This window comes from Balneola sp. EhC07, assembly GCF_001650905.1.
GTDB lineage: Bacteria > Bacteroidota > Rhodothermia > Balneolales > Balneolaceae > Balneola.
The window spans coordinates 115,054-141,208 of the sequence record NZ_LXYG01000014.1; the positions used below are offsets into that span (position 1 = coordinate 115,054).

A 26,155-nucleotide genomic window follows, 5' to 3' on the forward strand; every position below is an offset into this window, starting at 1 on the left:
TTTTCCATTTTGGAACTCGTTGAAGCTATATAATAAGGGCTATTCAGTCAAATTAAAATGTGCTTTTTTTGCTAAATAGTGCGTTTTTTTTTGAGTTTCACCTGATTTTCGTGGCTTTTTCAGGTTCCGGCCATCCCGAAAATGAAATTCCGGTGGTTAAAATGGTTGGAATAGTAATTTGAAGTTGTTCCTCCGAGAGATTTTTTCCTCTAAACTCTTCTGATAATTCACTCCATTTTACTTCTTTTTCATTGGTGCTTTGAGTAAAAATATCCGAATCATGATCCTGAGAAAAGAGAACTAACTCATGATCTTCCAATTCTTCTGCTAAAAATTCAGCCAATTCCACCGGAGGAATATAAGTTCTTTCGTCTCCATCATTGATCAGGCTGGAGATCAAAAGCATAGGGGAATCCGGAAGTCCATCAAATACTTTTTTGTTTAGCTGTAATCCGGAATCGGTTTTTTGAATAAGTTCTTTTTGAAATCCCTGTAACCCAATTGTCGAAACTCCGTGATCTGCAAAAAGTGCTACCAACCGGTGGTTCAGATCCATGATCGCTCTTTCTCTGGCGTCTTCTCTCATCATTCCGGTTTGCATCAATCTGTTGGTATACTCGCTGTCTCCATGAACGAGAATTCCTTTTCTGGTTTTATGAGCAGATAACGACTGTGCCAGAGATTTTAGAAATACAGGATGATCCAGATGGTCAAAATCTATAAGTGCTACGTAATAAGACAAAATTATTTGGTTAATGAAGTTGAAGAAAAACTAAGAGGGAGAAGGTCGCTCGTATAATGAACTGAAAGTGTGCCGTCAGCATGGAAAAAGTTGATCTCATTGTCAGGTAAATGTTCATGGATCACTTGACGACAAGCCCCGCATGGACTGCTGAATTCACCTTTAAGAGTATGAAGGCTCATTGATTCCAAATTTTCGACTCCATATGAAATTGTTTTTGCGATAGCCAATCGTTCAGCACAAAGCCCGAACGTCCAGTCACTCACTTCTACATTTACGCCGGAAACATATCCCGCCGGAGTCATAAGCAGAGCGGAAACAGGAAAGTCAGAGTGAATAGTTATTGCATCCTTCAAAAGGTCGATCAGCTTGTTCTTAACCAGAGAAGGTTCAATGCTGATGGCTGCATCGCCAAATTGTACATTTTCGATGTTTGAAACCACTTCCTTTTTCAGATCAAATTCTTTAACCCAGAAGTCGAGCTGTTCCGGATAAGTTTCGTCTTTCAGAAGTACAGATTCGGGCGTATCTCCATCAGCCAGACAAAAACAACAAGCAGCTTGTATGGCAGGGATGGTAAGCGGGAATGAAATATTTTCAACCCGAACTCCGGGATAATAATTACCGGACTTCCCTACAACAATACAGGCTTTAGGTGTATTTGAATAGGGGGTATAACTTCTTTGTTCTAATATTTTCCAATTCATAGGTAATGATAACAGAGTTTTTCAGCTATTCAAATCAATTCTTAGCCGGAATTAGTTTCATAGATCTGATATCTGAACTGTTAAATAGAGTACTGTCCTGATAAAGTATTCTGTATTGTCCGTTTAACCACATCTCGGTTTGGTCTCCGAAATGCTCAGAAAAAGGACTTTCTGATTGACCGGTTGGCGTAATGGATCTCACATTACTCAAATTCGAAAGGTCAACTATTCTGCGAATAGACGGACCCAATACCATATTATAAGGTTTCAGCCAACTGTACTGTGCGTTATCAACGCTCATTCCATGACCATCCAGTTCGTAAGGACCTTTACTGAGTAAATTATTTACAATTAATTTTAGTGCTCCGGAAGCATCGGGGTCATCAGCTGCTTGGGAAAATAGAGGAGGTCGCAGCGTTAATGTATGAAGTTGTTCCCAACGCCAGTCTTCAGATTGCGAACCCAGAGAATCACTCAAAAACAATATAGCATCCTGCATACTTTTAAGAACAATATCAGATTTAGTCTCGATCTCAGTGGTATTGATATTATCAAAGAATGAAAACGTATTTGTATCTACAGTCGCGGGTGTTTGCATCAGCAATTCATCCATGGTTCTGACCGGTACATTTTCATGATGGAGAAAGTTCTGATATACTTCATCGCCAAAATCGTCATGCAAAGTGTTTTTAGTAAGATGAACTAAGAAAACATCAAAAATAGAAGCAGCAGTAGCATTCTTGGTATATTTATAATCCCAATTCTCCAGATATGAAACAGCATTATCAAAATTATACACATTCTGGTTTTTGATAATATCCAGTATTACCGGAGTTAATTTGGCGGCATGTTTTGAGTAACTGTCGTTCTGAAGGCTGATGAAGAGTTCAGGAGTTAATATCTCGTTTGCTTCAAGTACTTCAACGATGCGCTCAATTCTCGAAGGCGGTTCCCAGAATGTTGCCAGATAGTGATCATAACTGTCCGTCGTGATCTTATTATTGGCATTGGCGATCCATCCGTTTTCCGGATTTATAACAGATGGCATTTCATCATGGGGAATATAACCGAGCCAGTCTTGGGAAGGATCCCAGCCTTTTCTTAGCGAGATCTTATCTCCGGTTCTGATAGGAAGCCTTGCCGTTGAAAACATAGCAATGTTTCCTTCTCTGTCACCATACATAAAATTCTGCCCGGGCACGCCAAAATGTGGAAGTGCATCTTTGAAATCCTGAAAAGTGGATGCCCAGTTAATTTCATACAAAGCTCTAAATTCGTTGCTGAGATCGTGTCCGGTCCAACGCATAGCTATCACTTTTCCATCCGTTAACCCTTTTTCAGGATAGACATCGGAAATAACAGGACCGTGCTTGGTATACCTGATCTCCAACGAAACGTCATCAGCATCTTTTACTTTAATAACTTCTCTGATCTTCTCAAAAGACAAGTAAGACGCTGTACTGTCAGATAACGAATCTGCTACATATCTACCTCTGTCGTTCGGGTCAACTTGTTCGAGAAAGAAATCCGTATCATCAGCCATAATATTGGTAAGCGACCAAGCCATTTCATTATTTTGACCGATAATGATACCGGGAACTCCCGCAAGTGTTGCTCCGGATACATTTTTGCCATTTAGATTCAGGTGCATCTCATACCACTTTCCGGGCATTCCCAAACCCAGATGAGGATCTCCGCCCAACAATGGATAACCGGTATTTGTTTTGGAACCGTCCACAACCCAGGCATTGCTTCCAACATGAGTTCCTTCCATTTCCAGCAATTCCCGCTTTTTAATTTCCTGCTGAAGCATAGGCATTAAAGAAGCTGTAAACTTTCCGGATTGCTCGTCATTCAAAGTCGTAGGAGCATCAGCCGGAAAACTAAGACGAAGTTGCTCAAATTGATCAGCAGGTAATCCTGATTTAAGATATCCATACATCACTTCGGTCCACCAACTCATGTTGAGTTCCCATGCCATTAATCGGGTCAAGGCAACAGAACGAGCGGGGCTCCATCTGATAGGCTGAATTCCGGTTAGTGCAAATTCCACCGGTAGTTTATTGAGATTGTTTTCGATGTATTCGTTCACTCCATCCGAATAAGCCTGAAGAATTTCCCGTTCGGCTTCACTTAATTCATTCTGTTCGATCTGCTTCGAGATCTTCCAGATTCCCAATGTTCTTTGATGTTTGTCAAGATCAACAAGGTCGGTACCAAAAAATTCAGCAAAACGTCCTTCTGCCGCAATTTGAGAGAGCGTCATTTGCCACAGACGATCCTGAGCATGCGCATATCCTATTGCTTTATACAAGTCTAACTCATTATTAGAATAGATATGCGGTACTCCAAACTCATCCCAGTGGATATCAACTTCACTTTGAAGGCTGTTCAATTCAACGGTAGCTTCATAATCAGGCAAAGGTTTATAGAACGTCCAATAGAAAGCTAATCCTGCAAAACCTAAGATCAGAATAAGAAAGAAGATGAGAAGTTTCAGAAACGTGTTCATGGAAAAATCTGTTAAATGATTGAACGAGAAACTACTGAATTTATCGGAAGAAGAATAGAGATGGGTGAAGAGTTACAGAATATAGAATACAGAATGTGAGAATACAGGAGTTCAGAATTCTCACATTCTGAACTCCTGTATTCTGACTACTATTTAGAGGGATTATTGATTTCAGGAACCTTAAAGCCGTTCGGACTAAAGTCCTCACTTGTAAACTTGATTCTGAATGTTGGTGGTGACGCAGATTTGGTTAGGTACACTAGCGTGGGATTTATCCCGCAGCGATATGAAAGTCGAACGAGAATATTTTTAAGCTTTGGGGTTGTTCGGACTAAAGTCCTCTCTGGTGAACTTGATTGGGAATGTTGGTGATGATGCAGATTTGGTTAGGTACACTAGCGTGGGATTTATCCCGCAGCGATATGAAAGTCGATTGAGAATGCTTTTAAGGTTTGGGGTTGTTCGGACTAAAGTCCTCTCTGGTGAACTTGATGATGAATGTTGGTGGTGATGCAGATTTGGTTAGGTACACCAGCGAGGATTTTAATCCGCTGCGCTTTGAGTATCGATAGAGAATATTTTTAAGGTTTGGGGTCATTCGGACTAAAGTCCTCACTGGTGAACTTGATTGGGAATGTTGGTGGTGATGTAGATTTGGTCAGGTACATTAGCTAGGGATTTATCCCGCAGCGTAATAAAGGTTAATTTCGGGAATGACGTTTTTCCTGATTGAAAATATACTGACGTGTTTCATTGACCTGATTCTCACTTATAGAGTAAACTGCATAACCGTTTTGCCAGGAAAATTTTGGTTCCCAATTGTATTTCTTATTCAGGTAATAAGACGATGATCCTTTGATCCACTTTACAACTTCTGAGACGGATTGTTTGGTTTTCAGCTTTACCAATACATGTAAATGATTATCCACTCCATTTACTATATCAATAAGGATTTCATTTTTGAATGCTTCTTCTTTTAACCATGAACAGACGTCATGTCGAACATTCCATGACAAATAGGGAATCCTGTTTTTAGTGCTGAATATAATATGTATCCAAAGTGAGCTTATTGAGAATGCCATAATTTTTTATCAGGTAAGACATTTTGAAAGCTTATCCCTTACAAAAATATTTTTTTCTCACTTAAGGTCGGACTAAAGTCCTCTCTGGTAAACTTGATTCTGAATGTTGGTGATGACGCAGAATTGGTTAGGTACACTAGCGAGGGATTGATCCCGCAGCGATATGAATAATGATAGAGGAAGTTTTTAAGGTTTGGGGTTGTTCGGACTAAAGTCCTCTCTGGTAAACTTGATGATGAATGTTGATGGTGGCGCAGATTTGATTAGGTACACTAGCGAGGATTTTAATCCGCCGTGCTATGAATATCGATTGAGAATATTACCCCTTCAAAAAGTTTGAAAAGCGCTTTCAAAACTTTGTACCTTAAACAAACAGAAATCAGAAACAGAACAAAAACTTCAGAAATGGATATTAAGAAAGTAGCAGTAATAGGCGGTGGTACCATGGGTAATGGAATTGCACACGTTTTTGCAATGAACAGAATACCTGTAAACCTAATCGAGACCAAGCAGGAATTTGCCGACAAAGCCATGGCAACCATCGACAAAAACCTCGAAAGAATGGTCAGCAAGGAAAAGATCAGTGCTGAAGACAAGGTTACAACGCTGGATAGTATTAATGCCACACTTAGTATTGCAGAAGGAGTTAAAGATGTTGATCTGATCGTGGAAGCAGTGCCTGAAAATTTTGACATCAAGAAAAGTGTATGGGAAGCGGTTGAAGCCAACGCTCAGGATCACGCTATTTTTGCAAGCAACACCTCTTCGATCTCCATTACGAAATTAGCAGCGCTCACCGGCCGACCAGAAAAATTCATTGGAATGCACTTCTTTAATCCGGTTCCGGTAATGAAGTTGGTTGAGATCGTTCGTGGTTTAGAAACAGATGACGAAACCTACAACGTTGTTGAAAAGACTTCCAAGTTATTGGCCAAAGTTCCCGTTCCGGTAAACGACTTCCCCGGATTTGTGAGCAACCGTGTGTTGATGCCGATGATCAACGAAGCAATATTTTGTGTACATGAAGGTGTAGCCACTCCGGAAAACGTAGATGAAGTAATGAAACTAGGAATGGCACATCCAATGGGACCTTTACGTTTGGCAGATTTCATCGGGCTTGATGTATGCCTGGATATTCTGAATGTGTTGTATGAAGGATTCAAAGATCCGAAATACCGTCCGGCACCACTGCTCGTAAAAATGGTAGATGCCGGAAAACTCGGTAATAAAACCGGTGAAGGCTTTTACAACTACAAATAAATTTAAAGAAAATTCATCTGATGGATGCCCCGTCTGATGAATGGTGGTTCTGATTTAAGATCCCTCTGTATGATCCACGTTCCATTGCTGAACTACAGATTAATGTTGGACGCAGATTAAGCGGGTGAGGCAGATACTCACTGATATATTTATCTGGTTCCGATGCTCTGCGTCGGAACCTTTTTTTTGTTTAGAATCTCCGGTTGTAGTCGTTCGGACCTCCCCGGTTCATTACCACATTTTCTGTACGGAGCTTTGTAGCCGTTCGGACTGAAGTCCTCACTGGTGAACTTGATTGGGAATGTTGGTGATGATTTAGATTTACTCAGGTACACTAGCGAGGGATTTATCCCGCCGCGAATTAGGCAGGTAATTACATAAACCGCAGAACCTGAAGGATCTGCTTGTTTAAAATCACTCAACGAAAATTAAGCTAGAAGGGCTTCAGCTTTGCGGTTGTGTGAATGAGGAATTTTTTTCAACTATCAATAAATGCTTTGTCATTTCGAAGGAGCTTGTCGACTGAGAAATCTAAAGATCGATTTAAAGTAGATTTTTAGATTTCTCACATCGCTCTAAATAACATAAAAGAAACAAATCTCCCTAGTTCATCACCACATTTCGGAGTGAGCGCCCCTCCCTAAAATTAGGGAGGGGACGGGGTGGGTCAGCACACGGAGCTCTGTTATTGATCGGACTAAAGTCCTCACTGATAAACTTGATTCTGAACATTGAATGTGATTTAGATTTACTCAGGTACACCAGCCAGGGATCTATCCCGCAGCGGTTGAAGGCAGGTAATTACATAAACCGCAAAACCTGAAGATCTGCTGGTTTAAAATCACGCAACGAAATTTATGCTAGTAGGGCGTTCACGCCCGGCGGCAGGCAATAAATCAACATCCAATGTCCATTGTCGCTCATGTAACGTTCGTAACTGGATGTTGGGTATTCCTTGTTCAACGTTGGATATTGGGTTAATTAATTTCAAGAGAGTCCTCTCGCGGCGTTTGCCCTAGTTTTATAAACTATTGAGGTGTTCCTAAGGAGCACCCCTCCCTAAAATTTGTTTTTTGTGAACAGTCCGGCTTCTGTGAGGAGCGTCTGATCCCTAAGATCAAAGCACCCAATACATTACATGTATTATAATTTCCCTGAGTAATTCAAAATAAACTAAACCGCTTCAGATTTCATACAATAGGTACTTGTAAAACGGCATCGTTTTTTTTATTTAGGAAATCCTAATAGTTTGTTAACACTACAAACTTGAAGTACTACGAAGGTTTTGTTAACCTTTCTCAACTTTAAAACTATTTATTCATAGGACATTTTTATGAAACATTTTTTACTAACAATAGGGCTTTGCTTGTGCACACTTGGTGTAGCAGTGGGGCAGGTCAACGAAAATTTTTCTGGAGTAACTTCTGCTACAGGAGGTAGTGCAGGTTCATATACCACCAAATCTTTTACTGGTGTAGATGGTGGTACTTGGGTTGCAACTGATGCTAGAACAGATCAAACTATTGACGGTCCTGCTATACTTCTTAGAAATGGAACATTAACATCACCAAGTATATCTGGTGGTATTGGAAGTTTAACATTAACTACTCAAAGAGCTTTCAGTGGAGGGTCAGGAAATTTAACCGTAACTGTTAATGGAGATACCGTTGGCACAATAGCTTATGATGGTACAGAAATGACTTCATCAATAAATGGAATAAATGTTACTGGTGACGTTGTAGTAGTTATTGATGCTAGAAATAGTGCTTCTGATAGGCCTGTACTTGATGATTTAATTTGGACCGCTTATTCGGGTTCTATAAAAGACGAACCAACAAATCATGCAACTTCTTTTACAGCTACTGAAAGTGGTAGCAATGCAATTAATCTGACTTGGACTGATGCTGTTACTGGTTCTCAAGCTCCCGATGGTTATGTGATATATGGTAATACTGACAGTGGTTCGTTACCAACACCAGTTGACGAAACATCTCCAACTTCTGATACAGATTTATCAGATGGATCAGGTATAATTTTTGTTGCTCATGGAAGTGAATCAGCATCTTTTTCAGGATTGTCTGAGAATACTCAATACTTTTTCCAAATTTGGTCTTATACAAATAGCGGCTCAGATATTGATTTTAAAACATCACCTGTTGGACCAACTGCAAATGCTACTACAGAAGATGCTCCGGATATCGTGATTAATGAAATTCATGCAGACCCGGGAACAGGAACTGATGCAAATGGAGATGGTGGAACTAGTTCAACCAATGACGAATTTGTAGAGATAGTGAATACAGGAACTACAGAATTGGATATATCCAGTTGGTCAATTGAAGATGGTGTTGGCAACAGACATACGTTTGCGGCTTCCACCACATTGCAACCCGGTCAGGCTATCGTAGTATTTGGTGGAGGAACACCCGATGGAGAATTTGGTGGTTCATTGGTAGTCACAGCGTCTTCAGGAGGCTTAGGTTTAAATAATAGTGGCGATGATGTTATTCTAAAAAATAATGGAGGATCAACCATTGCAAGTTATACATATGGATCTGAAGGTGGTGATAATCAATCAATCACAAGAAGTCCGGATTTAACTGGAGCATTTGCAAAGCATGAAACTGCTGATACTGATGATGCATCAAGTTTCTCACCAGGAACAAAAATTGATGGTAGTTCATTTGGTGATGCATTAACAATTTCAGGTACCGAAGGCTGGAGAATGTTATCTACTCCAACTTCAGATAATACATACGATGATCTGTTAGGAGATATCTGGACGCAAGGTATTGGAACCGGCGCAGACGTAACCACAGGAACAGCCAATGTTCAATTGTATAACACCAGTACAGATAATTTCGCTGCTGCTACCGATCTTGGTGCAACAATGACTGCCGGAACCGGGTTTATCACCTTTGTGTACAGCGATGATGATTTCACGAATTCCGGAGCAGATGCCGGTTTCCCGAAAAATTTATTTTTATTTGGTAATGAAAACAGCGGAGATGTTTCCCCAACGTTAAATACAGAAGGCGATGCGTTTACCTTAGTGGGTAACCCATATGCTTCTACTATAGATTGGGATTTATTAACTCGCAGCGATGTTACCGGAACGGTGTATGTGTACGATAATGCAGATTCCGGCTATGACACCTGGAATGGAACAACGGGTGATCTTACCGATGGTTTGATCGCAACTTATCAGGGATTTTGGGTGCAAAATACGTCAGGCTCTCCAACGCCATCATTAACCATTCAAGAAGCAGATAAGAGTACAGGAGGAACCTTCCGTAAGGATGTTAATCCTTCAACTATCAAGTTGACTACAGAAATGGAAGAGTTGTCTGCAAATGCGCATTTCTCATTTACGAGCACAGGCGAGTTAGGAAAAGACAACTTCGACGGATTACGTTTAGATCCATTAGATTTCAAAGAGTTTTTATCTATCAGTACATTGGTTGGTGATGAGCAATTAAGCATTAACAATTTACCGGCTGATCTGAATGAGGAAGTTACTATTCCTATGGATGTGGAAGCATTTACAACAGCCGAAGAAGGCTGGATTCCAAAAGGCGGTGAGATCACACTAACCTGGCCGGAATTGAAGAATCTGCCGGAGCATTGGGAGATTACGCTAACAGATTACAAAACCGGAACCACGACAAATATACTTACAGAAAGTTCATACACGTTTATAGCGGAAGAAGCTAAAGGAAAAGTGAAGCCTAAAACGATGTTCTCTGTGCTTTCACCGGTATCAGCGGTTAAATCAAAGTCAACAAATGAGACGTCTCGTTTCGGAATCACGATCGCTCCGGGTACATCAGTAAGTATTGATGATGAAATTGATGCTCCAACAGAATTTGTGTTAGGTCAGAACTATCCGAATCCGTTTAACCCAAATACGAATATCAATTATTCCGTGGGCGAAGCCGGTCCTGTAAACATTACCGTGTATAACGTAATGGGACAGAAGGTAGCTGAACTTCTAAATACGACGAAGAATGCAGGAAACTATCAGATAACCTGGAATGCAACGGGCGTAGCCAGTGGAATTTACTACTACCGCTTAACGGCTCCGGGCCAAGTTCTAACCAGACAAATGACATTAATTAAGTAATTAGCTGTTAGCGCACAGCGGTTAGCTTTTAGTGTTGTTAGAATACTAAAAGCTAATGGCTGACAGCTGATAGCCTCAAAGCTATATCACTATGAAAAATTTATTACTCGTTTTACTTACACTCACTATCGCTTTAATATTAACGTCACTAGCTATGGCACAACCGGGCTTACCGGGCAATCCTGCTCAGGCTCCGATTGACGGCGGTCTAGGCTTACTTGCTGCTGCAGGCGGAGCATATGCTTACAAAAAGCTTAAAGGCCGTAACAGCGAAAGCGAAGACGTATAAACAAGATTCGCCGGTCTGATCTCTGTGTTCTGTTATTGAACGCAGATCACACGGATGTGGCAGATACTGACTGATGTATAATTATATCTGGTTCCGATGTTCTGCGTTGGAACCTTTTTTTTGTTTGGGAATCTGCACAATCCGGATTAAGAATCCTTACATCCGTTCGGACTGAAGTCCTCTCTGGTGAACTTGACTGGGAATGTTGATGGTGATTTAGATTTACTCATGTACACCAGCCAGGGATTTATCCCGCAGCGGTTGAAGTCAGGTAATTACATAAACCGCAGAACCTGAAGGATCTGATGGTTCAAATTCATGCAATGAAATGTATGCTAGTAGGGCGTTCACGCCCGGCGGTGGGTTAGAAACAGAACCGGAAGCCCAGAAAAAAATACCAGCCCTCACAAAGATCCTGATCCGCCAGCTGGCGGACAGGATGACCTTGGAGTTTTTCAATTGATAAGAATTTATTTAAAACGTCCTTCCCCTTATCCAAGGGGAAGACAGATGGGGTCAAAAAAGGATTGACTAAGCATAAGGCTAAAGCTCCATCAGACGGGTAATCCGTCAGATGAAGCTTTAAGAGAATAGAATAAAGCCTCGCACATAAACTACCAAAGGCTTCAGCCCTGCGTTTGTGGGAATGGGAAATTTTAAACATTAAAAACAGATCATTCTCATAAAAAATAAAGCTTAGTTTTTTATACACATCCTGCCGGATCTGATAAAAGAAGCTATAGTTGAGAGAAATATTGGAAGCTTATAAGTTATTCGGCGGTAGAGAGTTAAAGTCAAAACAAAAAATAATATTCTTTCATTTAACAAAACTTGTAAAAGAGCCGATAATCATTTTGAGTTCTATAATTTTTATTAATTAATAAAATTTAATGAGATACAGATAAATTTAATTTGTATTAGTTAACGGCGTTAACTAATATCTACTTAACACTGTTAATTATGATTAACTAAGTTTTAATAAACTAAAAGAGGTAACAACTTGATAAACAAGCTACTAACTTTACTTTTTTGCTTCTTACTTACGGGTATGGCTTACGGGCAAACAAGAACAATTTCAGGAACGGCGGGCTGGAGAATGATTTCCATTCCGAAAGCAGGCGCTACTGTTACAGATATTTCTGATGACACAGCCATTCAGGGAGTAACAGGCGGATCAAATGCAGGAGATGCCGCAAATATTTATTACAATCCAGGATCAGGTGGATCCGGAGGTTGGACGGTACCAACCAATATGAGTACCGCATGGGGCGATGGTCTTGGTGTAGTTGTATACTTTTATAACAATACTACTGGAGGAAGCAGTGAACTTCCCTTAGATCTGGATGTAAGTGGATCTGAACCGGGTTCTGACGTTAAAGTTACTATCACTGACAATTTCACATTGATTGGAAATCCTTTTCAATCAAATATTGACATAGATGATATTGATGGTAATGCAACCGGGACTGGAATACTATTATTTGGAGGAATTAAAAGCTCCGTAAAAGTTTGGAATAACTCAGTAGGCTCGTATTCAAGCTACAATTTAGGAAGCAACCTTGTATTGTCGGAATGGCAAGGGGTTTTTATTGAGAAAGCTGCCGGTCTTTTAACAGACTTAACAGAAGTTACTATACCTATATCATCTAAAACTGGCAGTGCAGCGGGCATCTCAAATTACAGTAAAGCCAAAGCATTTGACACAAGAAGCATTGACCTGCATATGACAGGTGAAGGCTTTAATGATCTTTCTACAAAGTTTTATTTTACACCTTATTCTTCTGAGGAAGAAGATCAATTTGACGGGTCTAAATTAAGCTCATTAAACGGATCACCGACTATTGCCTTTGTTCAGGATTTCGGTGAAGGAAAAGTATTATTAAGTCAGGATGCCAGATCACTTGATCCGGAAAGTACACAATCCTATGACTTGGAAGTTAATGACGCAGGAATAAGCGGAGAATATACTTTGAGTTGGGAAACTATGAAGCAGATTCCATCTGATTGGGCAATTACTCTTATTGACCGTGAAGAAGATATCTATATTGATATGCAATCTGAAACCAGCTACAGCTTCAATGTTGAAGCAAAGCAAAAAAGACCGAATGTGACTTCACTAATGGTTGGAGCTGTAAAACAGAAATCTGTAAACAATTCAAACCCTCGTTTCGGAATCACGCTTACACCAAGCACGTCCGTAAGTATTGATGATGAAATTGCTGCACCAACAGAGTTTGAGTTAGGTCAGAACTATCCGAATCCGTTTAACCCAACTACGAATATCAATTATTCCGTGGGTGAAGCCGGTCCTGTGAACATTACTGTATACAACACCATGGGACAGAAAGTAGCTGAACTGCTAAATACGACGAAGAATGCTGGAAGCTATCAGATAACCTGGAACGCAACGGGCGTAGCAAGTGGAATTTATTACTACCGCTTAACGGCTCCGGGCCAAGTTCTAACCAGACAAATGACATTAATTAAATAACAAGCTAATAGCTAACAGCTGATAGCCCGAAATTATACCACTATGAAAAATTTTCTTCTAATACTACTCACACTCACTATCGCTTTAATATTAACGTCACTAGCTATGGCGCAACCGGGCTTACCGGGCGATCCTGCTCAGGCTCCGATTGACGGCGGGCTAGGCTTGCTTGCAGCTGCAGGCGGAGCGTATGCTTACAAAAAGCTTAAAGGCCGTAACAACGAAAGCGAAGACGTATAAACAAGATCATGCTCATTCACGAGCGTAGCGAAGTGATCTCCGAATCACTGCCCACTTTTTAGCAGGGCAGATATTCACTGATGTATAATTATATCTGGTTCCGATGCTTTGCGTCGGAACCTTTTTTTTGTTTGGGAATCTGCACAATCCGGATTAAGAATCCTTACATCCGTTCGGACTGAAGTCCTCTCTGGTGAACTTGACTGGGAATGTTGGTGATGATTTAGATTTGCTCAGGTACACCAGCTAGGGATTTATCCCGCTGTGGTTGAAGGCGGGTAATTACATAAACCGCAGAACCTGAAGGATCTGCTGGTTTAAAATCACGCAATGAAATGTATGCTAGAAGGGCGTTCACGCCTGGCGGTAGGCAATAAATCAACATCCAATACTGAACATCCAATGTCCATTGTCGCTCATGTGACGTTCGTAACTGGATGTTGGGTGTTCCTTGTTCAACGTTGGATATTGGGTTAATTGATTTCAAGAGAGTCCTCTCTGGTGAACTTGATTGGGAATGTTGGTGATGAATCAGATTTATTCAGGTACACCAGCCAGGGATTTATCCCGCAGCGAATGAAGGCAGGTAATTACATAAACTGGAGAACCTGAAGGATCTGCTGGTTTAAATTCATGCAATGAAATGTATGCTAGTAGGGCGTTCACGCCCGGCGGTGGGTCAAGAAATTGAACCGGAAGCCCAGAAAAAACTACCAGCCCCCACAAAGATCCTGATCCGCCAGCTGGCGGACAGGATGACCTTGGAGTTTTTCAATTGATAAAAATTTATTTAAAACGTCCTTCCCCTTATCCAAGGGGAAGACAGATGGGGTCAAAAAAGGATTGACTAAGCATAAGGTTAAAGTTCCATCAGACGGGTAATCCGTCAGATGAAGCTTTAAGAGAATAGAATAAAACCTCGTACATAAGCTAGCAATTGCTTCAGCCCTGCCTAATCCAGTTCCGCAAGTAAGCTTCTGATATCCAATGGTTTTGTGAACATATCAACTGAACCATCTTCTTTTTTAGGCCATTCTTCTTTAGGTCTGTCCCAATATAACTCAACACCATTACCATCAGGATCGTCGAGGTAAAGAGCTTCCGAAACACCATGATCAGAAGCACCTGAAAGCGGATATTTCTTATCCTGCAGTCGTTGAAAAATTTCTGCCAGATCTTTTTTAGAAGGATATAGAATTGCAGTATGAAATAATCCCGGGCTATTTTTAGGAGCAGCTTCTTCGTTTTTACTGAACCAGGTATTCAAACCGATATGATGGTGATATCCACCGGCTGAAATAAAAGCGGCCTGATCTCTGTAGGTGGTCATGAGTTCAAAACCTAACAACCCGCAATAAAACTCAAGAGAACGGTCAAGATCAGAAACTTTCAAATGAACATGTCCAATGGAAGTTTTAGGAGGAATTTTATACGACATAGCAAATGGTTTAATGAAGAGTTTCCAAAATAAAAAAAGCCTTCTCAAAAAGAAGGCTTTTTAAATAAAACGAAATTAAATCAGACGATCAGAGATCAGTTACCACCGTTTCTGTTTGCTGATCTTGGAGTTGGCCAGGTCATTTGCTCGCCTGTTCTTCGGTTGATAGGAAGAACTGCTCTGTCTCTTGGGAAAGTTTCAGGATCTTCGCTAGCCATGTATGTAAGAACAGCAGTTAAAATGGCATTGTTACGAACATCATCAAAAACGATCTTATCATAAGTATCACGGTTTGTGTGCCAAGTGTAGTTCCAGTAACTCCAGCTTAATGAGCTAAGAGAAAATCCGGGAGCACCTGCCGCTACAAAAGAAGCGTAGTCAGAGCCACCACCACCGGGAGTTCCCGGAAAAGTTGTCTCAATATGTCTGCTGATGTCATTTGGTACTGCTTCCAACCAACGACCTAAGAATTCATAAGAATGAAGGAATCCCTGACCTGAAAGTCTTACAACACGGCCTGTTCCATTATCCTGATTGAAAAGTGCCTGTAAGTTATCAACAACTTCAGGATTGTCTTCAACAAAAGCTCTTGAGCCATTCAAACCTTGCTCTTCACTTCCCCAGAGTCCCACAATAATGGTTCTCTTAGGATTAGGATATACTTTTTTCAAAATACGAGCGGCTTCCATCATGGTGATAGAACCTGTACCGTTATCCGTAGCTCCGGTTCCGCCATCCCATGAATCGAAATGAGCAGAAAGAACAATGTACTCATCCGGTTTTTCAGTTCCGGGAATAGTTGCGATGGTATTGAAAGTCTCAACTTTTCCAAGATCTTTAGAAGTGGCTTTTACATGAATTTTTGGCTTATCACCATATTCAGTTAAGCGGTAAAGCAATCCATAATCTTCAAGAGAAAGATCAACTGTAGGAATTTTCTGAGTGCTAGAACTGAATATTTTATTTACACCAAATCCTGATGACCATCTGGATTGAATGATTCCAACCGCTCCGGCTTCTTCAAGAGCTGCAATAATGGTTCTTGAGTTGTATCCCGTGTTGTTGATACGCTCTCTCCATGCTCTGGATTCAGCATTGCGCTCTTCTTTCATTTTTTCGAACGATTCTTCAGTAGCGAATTCTTCCCAGTTATAATCAGGACGTCCTGTTGGCTGATGCATTGAAACCAATACATATTTACCTTTAGCATTCTTCAACCAGGCTTCAAATTCTTCCTTATTTTCAACTTCAGGAATAATTACCGTTTCAGCTTCAACGCCGTTCTTCTTGGTTCCAGGACTCCAGGCTAAGATCATTCCTTCCATAGTTACAGTACGTGGATGTGTAAGATCTACATGAGTAATTCCGCGTTCCCATCCGCGCCATTCTCCAAATTGCTTCTTTTCAGCTTCAATTCCCCACTCTTTGAATGTATCTACCGCCCAGTTGTGAGCTTTTAATTGTTGCGGAGTACCAACCAAACGTGGCCCGATAACATCCAGCAGTTCATGAGCCAGCTTCTCCAAGTGAGAATTTTCATTAGCTTCTTTTACGATCATATCAACTACTTCTTCAGTAGTTTGTGCAACTGCCATTGTACTTGTTAGCACAAAAACAGCCATAAATAGTTTAAGTGTTCTTTTCACTTTCACCCTCATTAGATTAATAATTAGTTGGCGAGAATATATCCAAGAAAAGAGTAAGGGAAGAGGATGGTAACTTTTTTTAACAGTTTACTTCAATAAAAAAGATTCCAACTCTTTCGAGCGGAGGTTTATATTTTTTGTGCCACAAAATCACTGAATCACGAAAGTTACTATTTAGTGTTTTTGTGATTTAGTGGCTAAAGCTTCATATGGGAGAATTAGTCAAAAATATGATTTTCATAATCTTTCCACCATTGTTCGATATCTACTTTTGGTTTTCTGCAAATGTAAACGGGAATACCATTTTCCTCGCCGATAGCATATTTATGATAGATTCGTTTCACCAATTCAACTTCTTCAAAAACGGAATTTACAGAGCTTGTTTCATTCCCAATGCTGATCCAAATATCTGCGTCTTTATTTTGATATCCCCATAGCCAAAAACTTCCGTGTCTGCTGATCGGATTCGGTAATCCGTATTTGTCTCCTAAAATTTTAATAGCTCCTGCTTCTCCATAATTTTCAGCCCAAATCACACAATTTGTTATTCCATCTGTACAGTATTCCTGATATAAACTATCTACCAATGCAACTTGCTCTTCCCACCCAAACATATCGGCGTAATCTCCGGTGAGTTCTATTCTTCCATCAATTGATTGCTTATCCGTGTATTCAACATAAGACTCGATTGGCAATATCGGAGTGAGTTGTGGGATAAAAGGAATCGCAGGAAGGATCAGTACAGCTACAACCGCATAATTCCATTTAGGCTTAGCGGATAATAGTTTTTCGATTTTTACTGCTCCCACAGCAAATACAACAGGATATGCCGCAAAAAAATAATATGCTTTCGATTGAAGTATCCACATGGTGAAAAAGATCACAAGAAAGGCAATTCCCACACTTTTGTATTTCTTCAATTGAGCATCAAAAAATACTGCTGACAAACCGATCAGACTAACTATAAAAGTGAAGATGAATTCAAGTTGAGAAACCCCAAAGTCAAAGGGATCGATGGCATCCAGTTGTTTTGATTTTAAAACTTCAAGATGAAGGAGAAAAGGAATGTCATGTGAAAGTTGCCAAAGAATGTTAGGGAGAAAGATAAGAAGCGCTAAACCTCCCGACAGATACAGCCACTTAGATTTATACAATTCAGCTTTTTTATGGAAAAGAAGTCCGATAGCAATTCCAAACCCCCAGATCAACATAGTGTATTTATTCATCAAGCCTAATCCGGCAGTTGCTCCCATCAGAATTAAAAACTTATGGTTTTCAGTTTTGATGTATTTGATGAGAAAGAAGAATCCTAAAGTCCAGAAGAGTTGATCAAAAGCTACCGGTTGAAAAAGGGTGTGATTACGATAAAATGGGAGGAAAGCTAACACACAGACTCCTGCTATTAGTACTGCTTTCGATTTACCGCCAAGTTCTTTAGCCATCGCACAACAAAGATATAGAATTGCCAGTCCGGCCAGAGTTGGAAAAAGGCGCACACCGAGTAATGAATAGTCGAACAATAAATAAGAGATTTTACCAATCAGTGCGATGAAGGGAGGAAATTCCATAAACCCCCAAGCTAAATGTTCGCTTACCGAAAGATGGAGAAGTTCATCTCTATGAAAACCATAATTTTGATTACCAAACCAATGAATTATGAACTTGAAAAAAGCCAAAACTCCGATAATAGGAAGATATTTTTTCATAAAAACTAAACAGATACACAGGTTTTAAAGTCAGGCAAAGATTACGGTAAATTATTGAGAAAGTTTGAAATTAAACGAAGCTGAATATTCTAGGATCGAAATTTTATATGTTATTTAATTACAGCGAATCCATACCTGTCCCTTCCCTTCGTCTAGGGTAGGGGACTCCGGAATAAAAATTCTTATAGTGCTAAAATCTAGGTAATGGCTAAGGATCAAATAAAAAAGTTTCCCTCCCTGATAATAGGGAGGGAACAAGGGTGGGTTAGGAAAATTTGGTGCATAAATTTAACAACATAAAAAAACCTCCAACTCTTTCGAGCGGAGGTTTTAAATTCTTCCTTAGAAACTCTTAGTAATGTCATTCCTGCGAAGGCAGGAATCTGGGTTTCTTTTAAAACTACTAAACTTTAAAAGCTATCCAGATCTCAGGCATTCGCCGTGAGATGACCCATTGAATTATTCATTATAATCCAATCTTAAGCTGTTTCCAGCATTTTCTTTAGCGTAATGCCAATTTCTGCAGGACTGTCAACAACAGTAATACCCGCAGCAGCAAGTGCTTTTTTCTTTTCCTGAGCAGTTCCTTTACCACCGGAAATGATTGCACCTGCATGTCCCATACGTCGGCCCGGAGGCGCTGTTGATCCCGCAATAAACGCCACAACAGGTTTGTCAACATGCTTTGCAATATATTCAGCAGCTTCTTCTTCAGCAGAACCACCAATCTCACCGATCAAAACGATAGCGTCGGTATCAGGATCTTCCTGGAGCATTTTAACAGCGTCAAGGTGAGTAGTTCCGATAACCGGATCACCACCGATTCCGATTGCTGTGCTTTGCCCCAATCCTTCTTTTGTCAACTGATCAACAGCTTCGTAAGTCAAGGTTCCTGATCTGGAAATCAAACCAACGGTTCCTTTTGAGAAAATACTTCCGGGCATAATTCCCACTTTTGCTTCTCCCGGAGTTATTAATCCCGGACAATTTGGTCCAACCAGTACCGCTCCGTGATTTTTAACAACTTGCTTAGCTACGATCATGTCTTTAACAGGAATTCCTTCCGTAATACAAATGATCACTTTGATGCCGGCAAAAGCTGCTTCGGTAATAGCATCGCCTGCAAATGCAGGAGGAACAAAAATGATAGATGTATTTGCCTGAACTTCTTCAACAGCTTCAGCAACTGTATTAAAAACCGGACGATCTAAGTGAGTTTGTCCGCCTTTTCCCGGAGTAACTCCGCCTACAACATTTGTTCCGTACTCGATCATTTGACCTGCATGAAAACTTCCTTCACTTCCGGTAAAACCCTGTACAATCAGTCGGGTATCATTTCCTACTAATACGCTCATTTTTGTTCTTTAACGTTCAAATTTTTGTGCGCTTGAATATACCATCATTGCATGGCAATGGAAAGCGCTAAAGGATATTGAATATTCAATATTGAACAAGGAATATCGAATAATGAGTTTGGATTGATATAATATCAAAAACAATAAAACTATTTTGAATGTACTAACTAGTGATACAGTTTCACTTATTCACTTATTCACTTATTCACTTTAATACTTATCACTATCATTCAAAATCCGTATAATTGAATCATGATAACCGACGACAAAAAAGAGGAAGTTCGAGACGCCGCTGATATAGTGGAGGTTGTGGGCGACTATGTGAAGCTGAAGCGCTCAGGTAGTGGTTTCACGGGTTTGTGTCCTTATCATGATGAAAAGACCCCATCTTTTAATGTGACGCCGAGATTAGGCATTTTCAAATGTTTTGGATGTGGAGAATCGGGTGATGTTTTCAAGTTTGTGATGGATCAGGATGGGATAGGTTTCACGGAAGCCGTTCGTCAGCTTGCAGATCGTTACGGTGTTTTTATCCCCGAAGAAGAAAGTTCTGAACCGTCGGAGAGTCTTCAGCAGAAAGAAGGAATTTATCATGCGCTGAAGTTTGCCGGAATATATTTCTACAGAAATCTGATCGAAAACCCGGATGCAGAGAAGGCATTAAAGTATCTGGATAACCGTGGTTATAACCGGGAAGTGTTCAAAAAGTATGGATTGGGTTACGCTCCTACGGGCGGAAGCGATCTTTACAAAGCTGCTATGAATGCAGGAATTTCAGAAGAATATTTAGTTGAAGCAGATCTGATCAAACCCAGTCAAAGGGTAGAAGGTTTTTACGATACTTTTCGTGGGCGATTGATGTTTCCCATCTTTGGAACCACAGGAAAAGTGATCGCCTTTGCCGGAAGAGTACTTGGAAACGAAAAAACAGCGAAGTACATAAACTCTGCACAGACCAAAGTGTACAATAAAAGTGAAGTTGTATACGGGGTTAACTTTGCAAAGAATGAGATCCGTAAAAATAAAGAAGTGATTCTGGTTGAAGGATATACGGATGTGATCACATTGAATGAGCACGGTATTAAAAATGTGGTGGCAAGTTCGGGAACAGCGCTCACGCCCGGGCAAATGAAGATCCTGAATCGTTATGGTGAAAAGATCATTATGATCTACGATGCGGATAATGCAGGTCAGGCAGCAATGAAGAGAGGAATTGATATTGCTTTGGCCCAAGGGATGGAAGTTCAGTTACTGGAACTCCCGGATGGGGAAGATCCTGACTCATTTGTGAAGCAATTTGGAAAAGAATCTTTCGATGAGTTAAAGAATAAAGAAGCATTAGATTTTGTGGATTTTCTTCTTTTGAAAGCAGATGAAGAAGGGCGATTGAAAAACCCCGTTCAGGTTGGTAAGGTTATTTCTGAAATTCTGCATGCCATCGCCAGTATCAAAGAGTCTATTCAGCGACAGATCTATGTTCAGCATCTTCATCAGAAAACTCAGCAATACCGGAAAGGGAGCGACCGGGAACTTTTTACTGAGCTGGAAAGAGTGATGGCTCAAAAGCAGCAGGAAGATTTCAGGGATCGAAGGAGGGAAGCGTTCAGGGAACAAAGGACTGTTGATGAAGAAGGAATGACGGGTGGTAGCATTGCTTCAGACGAAGTACAAACTCCGAAGGCTTTGGGTGGTCGTCATGCGCCGTCATCCAAAAAACCTCAATTCGAGAAAGAACTTATCCGGTTAATGATCACTTACGGCCGAGATATGGTCGAATATATTTGCTCATTTACTAACGAAAAGCTTTTTGAAGATGAAGAATTAAAGACTTTTTATCTGGATATCCTCAACCGCTATAAAGAAGAAAAAGAGATTTCCATTCAGGTGTACTCCGGAAAACAAGATCCATTTCCACGATTGGTAGGCGATGTTCTATTGGAGCAATATTCTCCAAGCGAGAGGCATGAGGAGAAAGTTGGACTGAAATATGAAAAAGATAAGAATCCGTACAGGACAGCAAAAAGTGCGATCAAAGCTATGGAATTGGCTTTTTACAAGAGGAAAATAGCAGAGCTGTCTGAGCGATTCGGAAGATCGGAATCTCAGGAAGAGAAAAAGAAAATAATGTCTTCTCAAACGCTCATTCAGGAGAAAGTCACCAAATTGACTACCACATATTCTGATGATTATTACCCGGATCCTTCAACCGAATCTGAGAATGTTGTGAACGAAAAGAAATTCGAGTACAAGATGAAAAGCGACAGGAATTAGTTATTAGTGACAAGTGTTAAGTGTTTAGTTTGAACAGAAACTAAACACTTAACACTAAAAACTGAGCACTGTTAAAATGAAGACCATCAATCCTGCGACCGGAAAAGTAATTAAAGAATATTCGGAAATGAGTTTTGAGGAAGTTTCCGGAATCATTTACAGAGCTAATATTGCCCAAAAACAGTGGAAAGAAAAGAGTTTTACAAATCGTTCTGTTAACCTGAATAAGATCAGTGAATTACTGAAAGAGAATAAGGACAGGCTGGGAAAATTGATGTCTAAAGAGATGGGGAAGCCTTTTTCTGAGTCAGTTGGTGAGATAGAAAAATGCGCCTGGGTTTGCGAATATTATGCAGAGAATGCAGAAGGGTTCCTTGCTGATGATACTGTTGAAACGGATGCATCCAAAAGTTATGTGACTTTCAATCCTCTGGGAACAGTGCTTTCTATTATGCCGTGGAATTTTCCTTTCTGGCAGTTGTTCAGGTTTGCAGCTCCGGCGTTGATGGCGGGCAATGCAGTAATTCTAAGCCATTCCGAAAACGTAACAGGTTGTGCATTGGAAATCGAAAAGATCATCACCGAATCAGGTATATCTTCTGATCTGTTTCGTACAATTCTGGTCCAAAGTGAAAATATGAAACCGATAGTTCAGCATGATGGAATTGCTGCGGTTACTTTAACAGGAAGTACCAGAGCAGGGAAAATTGTCGCTTCGCAAGCCGGGGAAGCTTTAAAGAAAACCGTTTTGGAACTTGGAGGAAGCGATCCTTCCATAATTTTAGCCGATGCTGATATCAAACAAGCGGCTGAAAGTTGTGTGAATTCAAGACTATTAAACAGCGGACAAAGTTGTATCGCTGCTAAAAGGTTCGTGGTAGTTGAAGAAGTATATGACGAGTTTGTTTTGGAATTCAAAAAACTGATGGAAACTAAGAAAGTTGGCGATCCTTTTGATGAAGCTACTGATATCGGCCCAATGGCTAGAGAAGATCTGAGAGATGGTTTACACGATCAGGTTCAGAAAAGTATTGAAGCCGGAGCAGAGTGTACACTTGGCGGAGAAAAACCCGGAGCTGCAGGCTCGTATTATCCGGTTACCATTCTTGAAAATGTGATCAAAGGAATGCCGGCTTACGATGAGGAGTTATTCGGGCCTGTTGCCTCGATCATCAAAGTTCAGGATGAAGCAGAGGCTATAAAAGTGGCGAACGATTCTATTTATGGATTGGGCGCTTCTATTTATTCTTCCGATGTTGAAAAAGCAGAGAAAATAGCCGCTGAGCAATTGGAAGCAGGATGTTGTTTTGTGAATGACTTCGTTAAATCTGATCCAAGGTTACCTTTCGGTGGCATCAAACAATCAGGATACGGAAGAGAACTGGGCTTGTATGGAATTCGGGAGTTTGTGAATACGAAGACAGTGTATGTGAAGTGAAGTAGAATTAGGAATAGCTTCAGGATTTATTGTAATGTAATTCTATGACAGTTTTGAATAGTAAAACATATAGAGTCATCCCGAATTAATTTCGGGATCTTTGTAAGGAATTGCTCTTGAAACAGTCATATTTACTATGAACAAAGGCTACGTGTAGTTTCTTACTAACTATAGAAGAACTACGATTTATATCGAAGTTATCAATAATATTACTCCAAGAGTTTGGAGACGGAATCTGGTAAGTAAAACAATCCAAAGTTAGAGGATCGGTATGATACCTTAAGAGGATGGTAAACAAGCGCATATTAAAAGCCTTTACGTAAGATCCCGAAATAAATTCGGGATGACCTGCTTTCAATATTGAGGGTAGTATTAAGGAATTTTGTCATCGAGTTACCTAACATCTAGAAGGATGGCATGCTTTGTTGAATTAGGAATAGCTATTCAATTATTCCTACTAACCTAACCACAACATATCAGATTAAAACGGGCTATAGGTCTTATGCTATCAAAATTTCTTGTTGAGCAGATCAATTCTATATTTCGCACTTCTGTATTTATCTAAAGCCATAAAACCAAAAACCAAACCAGCAAAAATTGGTCCATAGAGAAATACATAGTATGAAAGTTCGGGATTGAAGTAAGTTGAAAGCGTATAAACGGAACTTCCCAGAAAGATTATTGTACAGCCAATGAAAAGTGAAAGATTTTTCTTCTTTGAAATTTCAAACTTAGTCAGTTCAGCTTCATGATCATGAATTACGCCAATCGCTTGCTTTACTTCATCTTCATTAAATCTCTTACTTTCAATTAATTCTCTTCTGATTCTGGAAAATCCTTTGTTCGACTTTCTTTCGTCAATTATTAATCTCAACAAAGACCTTTCCATCAGTCACCATCATTGTGATTACCAACACCGGCTGATGCTTCTCCTTTTGCTAAGGCGCTTAATCGATCAACTGCATCCCAAAGTGTCATAGCTTCTTTCAGGGTTTCATCGAACACATCATTTACGATAGGGTAGAAGGACTTCATTCCCCAAACTTGTCGGGCAAGTTCAGCTTTCATCCTGCCTTCACTCATCCACGCTACCTCTTCAAAATGTCCCATAGGAACGAATAGAGAATCTTTTCTGAATTTTGGAGTATCAACTGTATCAGTAATAACAAGTCCCTGATCAATTAATGAGGCTTTGAAATCAGCAATATTTTTTTCATCCCAGGTAAAGTCGGTACGGAATTTTTCAAAATCACCTTCCCATTGTGCACGGAACTCATCTCCATTTTCATCTAAATATGATCGGACGTAATCAAAAGCTGCTCTTTTACGAATAGCAAAGTTGATCACATATCCGGAACGGGTAGTGTCATCCGGGATAATATAATCAGGAACAATTCCACCACCACCGTATACGGTTCTACCGGCATCGGTTTTGAATTTCAACGAGTCCGGAATTTCTTCTGAAAACTCAATGGCATCATTCATTGCATTTTGTCTGCGATAAATTTCATAAGCGTATTCTTCACCACCGCCCTCTACAAAAGGCTTTTGGATCAGACGACCCGAAGGAGTGTAATATCTTGAAATAGTCACACGAACATTGCTGTTATCGATCAATTCATATTGTTGCTGAACCAATCCTTTTCCGAACGTTCGTTTACCTACTATTAATCCGCGATCATGATCCTGGATAGCTCCTGAAACGATCTCACTGGCAGAAGCGGCCCCTTCATCCACTAAAATAATAACCGGCTTTCCCTGATATTCGCCATCTTTTCTGGAGAAATAATCACCATCAAATCGGCTATGCTTACTTTTCGTTGAAACCAGTGAAGTTCCTCTTGGAAAAAATTCCTCTGCAATAGCAATGGCTTGTCCTAAATAGCCACCCGGATTTCCACGCAGGTCCAACAAAAGTCGCTGCATGCCTTGCGATCTCAATTCTTTTGAAGCTTCCATGAATTCCTGATGCGTGGTAGCAGCAAATCTATTGATCTTGATGTAACCGGTTTGATCATCCAGCATGTAGGAAGTGTCAACAGTGTATAGTGGGATATCATCTCTTTCGATCGTAAAATACAATGGAGAAGAAACACCTGGTCTTACAATAGTAACTTTCACTTTAGAGCCTTTTTCACCACGAAGATTTTTCAGCACTTGCTCATTAGTAAAACCAACTGCATTGCTGTCTTCAATAGCTACAATTCTGTCACCTGATCTGATTCCGAGTTGATCACTTGGTCCACCGGAAATCGCAGTAACAACTGTAATAGTATCCTGAATGATGTTGAATTGAACGCCAATGCCTTGAAATTTTCCTGCAAATTCTTCCTGAACTCTTTCACTGTCATCCGGTTCTATGTACACGGAATGAGGATCTAAAGTTGAAAAAAGACCGCGAATAGCATATTCAGTTAATTTGGTCATATTCTCGCCTTCCGTATTATTGGAAACGTAGAAATAAGCTTTTTCAAAACTGGTAAATGCATCCGTAATGGATTTTATCTTTACACCGGGAAATGTAGTGTCTACAGGAGTCGCCGAAATTTTCAGCGTGGAATCTTTTACATGAGTAACAAATTCTTTAATGCTGACCTTATACATTTTGTCGAGATCAGCTTCGCTGAAGTAATTAGCTACAATACTTCGGGTTGCTTGTGCATATTTGATAATATTTGTTTCATCATCGTTTGCAGTTGATTTAACAACAGAATCAGCACCGGTGAATTTTACCAGAGCTAAGATCAGTACGATAACTAATTGTGGGGCGATAAATTTTTTCAAGGTCATATTCAGTTCAATTGTTCATTACACTAACTAAACAGCATAACAAAATGTTTCATTCTGATGGATTG

At 40.2% G+C, this 26,155-nt stretch carries 19 protein-coding genes; 7 read left to right on the top strand and 12 right to left on the bottom strand.

Annotation, left to right across the window (positions count from 1 at the left end; translation table 11 throughout):
* Nucleotides 1-97: 97 nt before the first annotated feature.
* From A8B79_RS05865 to tnpA, 4 genes are all read right to left on the bottom strand, one after another.
* Nucleotides 98-742: a hypothetical protein gene (locus tag A8B79_RS05865; protein ID WP_066219366.1), complete on the bottom strand. Its 645-nt coding sequence runs from the start codon at nucleotides 740-742 to the stop codon at nucleotides 98-100.
* Nucleotides 743-744: 2 nt separating this feature from the next.
* Entirely contained in the window at nucleotides 745-1,449 is a 705-nt protein-coding gene (locus tag A8B79_RS05870; protein ID WP_066219369.1) for a hypothetical protein, read from the bottom strand.
* Nucleotides 1,450-1,483: 34 nt separating this feature from the next.
* Nucleotides 1,484-3,961 carry a penicillin acylase family protein gene (locus A8B79_RS05875; RefSeq protein ID WP_066219375.1) on the bottom strand — a complete coding sequence of 826 codons (2,478 nt, stop codon included), beginning with the start codon at nucleotides 3,959-3,961 and terminating at the stop codon, nucleotides 1,484-1,486.
* Nucleotides 3,962-4,662: 701 nt separating this feature from the next.
* Nucleotides 4,663-5,043, bottom strand: a complete 381-nt coding sequence (gene tnpA / locus A8B79_RS05880) for an IS200/IS605 family transposase (protein WP_066219377.1) — start codon at nucleotides 5,041-5,043, stop codon at nucleotides 4,663-4,665.
* Nucleotides 5,044-5,448: 405 nt separating this feature from the next.
* Between tnpA and A8B79_RS05885 the strand changes: the two genes are divergently transcribed.
* The 3 genes from A8B79_RS05885 to A8B79_RS05895 all read left to right on the top strand — a co-directional run bounded on the left by A8B79_RS05885 (nucleotide 5,449) and on the right by A8B79_RS05895 (nucleotide 10,715).
* Nucleotides 5,449-6,303 carry a 3-hydroxyacyl-CoA dehydrogenase family protein gene (locus A8B79_RS05885; protein ID WP_066219895.1) on the top strand — a complete coding sequence of 285 codons (855 nt, stop codon included), beginning with the start codon at nucleotides 5,449-5,451 and terminating at the stop codon, nucleotides 6,301-6,303.
* Nucleotides 6,304-7,636: 1,333 nt separating this feature from the next.
* The gene (locus A8B79_RS05890; RefSeq protein ID WP_082894077.1) at nucleotides 7,637-10,426 is read left to right on the top strand and encodes a lamin tail domain-containing protein; all 2,790 of its coding nucleotides are present in this window, start codon (nucleotides 7,637-7,639) and stop codon (nucleotides 10,424-10,426) included.
* 91 nt (nucleotides 10,427-10,517) lie between these two features.
* Nucleotides 10,518-10,715, top strand: coding sequence for a PID-CTERM protein-sorting domain-containing protein (locus A8B79_RS05895; RefSeq protein WP_066219382.1), 198 nt, complete (start codon nucleotides 10,518-10,520; stop codon nucleotides 10,713-10,715).
* 364 nt (nucleotides 10,716-11,079) lie between these two features.
* On the opposite strand, the gene A8B79_RS16015 is transcribed toward A8B79_RS05895, so the two are convergent.
* A complete protein-coding gene (locus A8B79_RS16015) occupies nucleotides 11,080-11,427 on the bottom strand; it encodes a hypothetical protein (RefSeq protein ID WP_153038365.1) in 348 nt (115 codons plus the stop codon).
* Nucleotides 11,428-11,763: 336 nt separating this feature from the next.
* On the opposite strand from A8B79_RS16015, the gene A8B79_RS05900 reads away from it, so the two are divergent.
* Complete coding sequence (locus tag A8B79_RS05900) at nucleotides 11,764-13,206, top strand: T9SS type A sorting domain-containing protein (RefSeq protein ID WP_066219384.1); 1,443 nt, start codon at nucleotides 11,764-11,766, stop codon at nucleotides 13,204-13,206.
* A gap of 42 nt (nucleotides 13,207-13,248) precedes the next feature.
* Nucleotides 13,249-13,446, top strand: coding sequence for a PID-CTERM protein-sorting domain-containing protein (locus A8B79_RS05905; protein ID WP_066219387.1), 198 nt, complete (start codon nucleotides 13,249-13,251; stop codon nucleotides 13,444-13,446).
* A 223-nt stretch (nucleotides 13,447-13,669) separates the two neighbouring features.
* On the opposite strand, the gene A8B79_RS16020 is transcribed toward A8B79_RS05905, so the two are convergent.
* The 5 genes from A8B79_RS16020 to sucD form a co-directional block, all read right to left on the bottom strand.
* Nucleotides 13,670-13,933, bottom strand: coding sequence for a hypothetical protein (locus A8B79_RS16020; RefSeq protein WP_153038366.1), 264 nt, complete (start codon nucleotides 13,931-13,933; stop codon nucleotides 13,670-13,672).
* Nucleotides 13,934-14,398: 465 nt separating this feature from the next.
* Nucleotides 14,399-14,884: a VOC family protein gene (locus A8B79_RS05910; RefSeq protein ID WP_066219389.1), complete on the bottom strand. Its 486-nt coding sequence runs from the start codon at nucleotides 14,882-14,884 to the stop codon at nucleotides 14,399-14,401.
* A gap of 95 nt (nucleotides 14,885-14,979) precedes the next feature.
* Nucleotides 14,980-16,506 carry a M20/M25/M40 family metallo-hydrolase gene (locus A8B79_RS05915; RefSeq protein WP_066219392.1) on the bottom strand — a complete coding sequence of 509 codons (1,527 nt, stop codon included), beginning with the start codon at nucleotides 16,504-16,506 and terminating at the stop codon, nucleotides 14,980-14,982.
* Nucleotides 16,507-16,748: 242 nt separating this feature from the next.
* Nucleotides 16,749-18,236, bottom strand: a complete 1,488-nt coding sequence (locus A8B79_RS05920) for a glycosyltransferase family 39 protein (RefSeq protein WP_066219395.1) — start codon at nucleotides 18,234-18,236, stop codon at nucleotides 16,749-16,751.
* 479 nt (nucleotides 18,237-18,715) lie between these two features.
* Entirely contained in the window at nucleotides 18,716-19,591 is an 876-nt protein-coding gene (gene sucD, locus A8B79_RS05925) for a succinate--CoA ligase subunit alpha (protein WP_066219398.1), read from the bottom strand.
* A 252-nt stretch (nucleotides 19,592-19,843) separates the two neighbouring features.
* On the opposite strand from sucD, the gene dnaG reads away from it, so the two are divergent.
* Both dnaG and A8B79_RS05935 read left to right on the top strand, forming a co-directional pair.
* Complete coding sequence (dnaG, locus tag A8B79_RS05930) at nucleotides 19,844-21,862, top strand: DNA primase (RefSeq protein ID WP_066219401.1); 2,019 nt, start codon at nucleotides 19,844-19,846, stop codon at nucleotides 21,860-21,862.
* 76 nt (nucleotides 21,863-21,938) lie between these two features.
* Nucleotides 21,939-23,300, top strand: a complete 1,362-nt coding sequence (locus A8B79_RS05935; RefSeq protein WP_066219403.1) for an NAD-dependent succinate-semialdehyde dehydrogenase — start codon at nucleotides 21,939-21,941, stop codon at nucleotides 23,298-23,300.
* A 508-nt stretch (nucleotides 23,301-23,808) separates the two neighbouring features.
* Here the strand turns inward: A8B79_RS05935 and A8B79_RS05940 are convergent.
* Both A8B79_RS05940 and A8B79_RS05945 read right to left on the bottom strand, forming a co-directional pair.
* Nucleotides 23,809-24,177 (bottom strand): hypothetical protein, encoded by a 369-nt coding sequence (locus A8B79_RS05940; RefSeq protein WP_153038367.1) that lies wholly within the window; start codon nucleotides 24,175-24,177, stop codon nucleotides 23,809-23,811.
* A gap of 11 nt (nucleotides 24,178-24,188) precedes the next feature.
* Entirely contained in the window at nucleotides 24,189-26,090 is a 1,902-nt protein-coding gene (locus A8B79_RS05945) for a S41 family peptidase (RefSeq protein WP_066219408.1), read from the bottom strand.
* Nucleotides 26,091-26,155 lie beyond the last annotated feature (65 nt).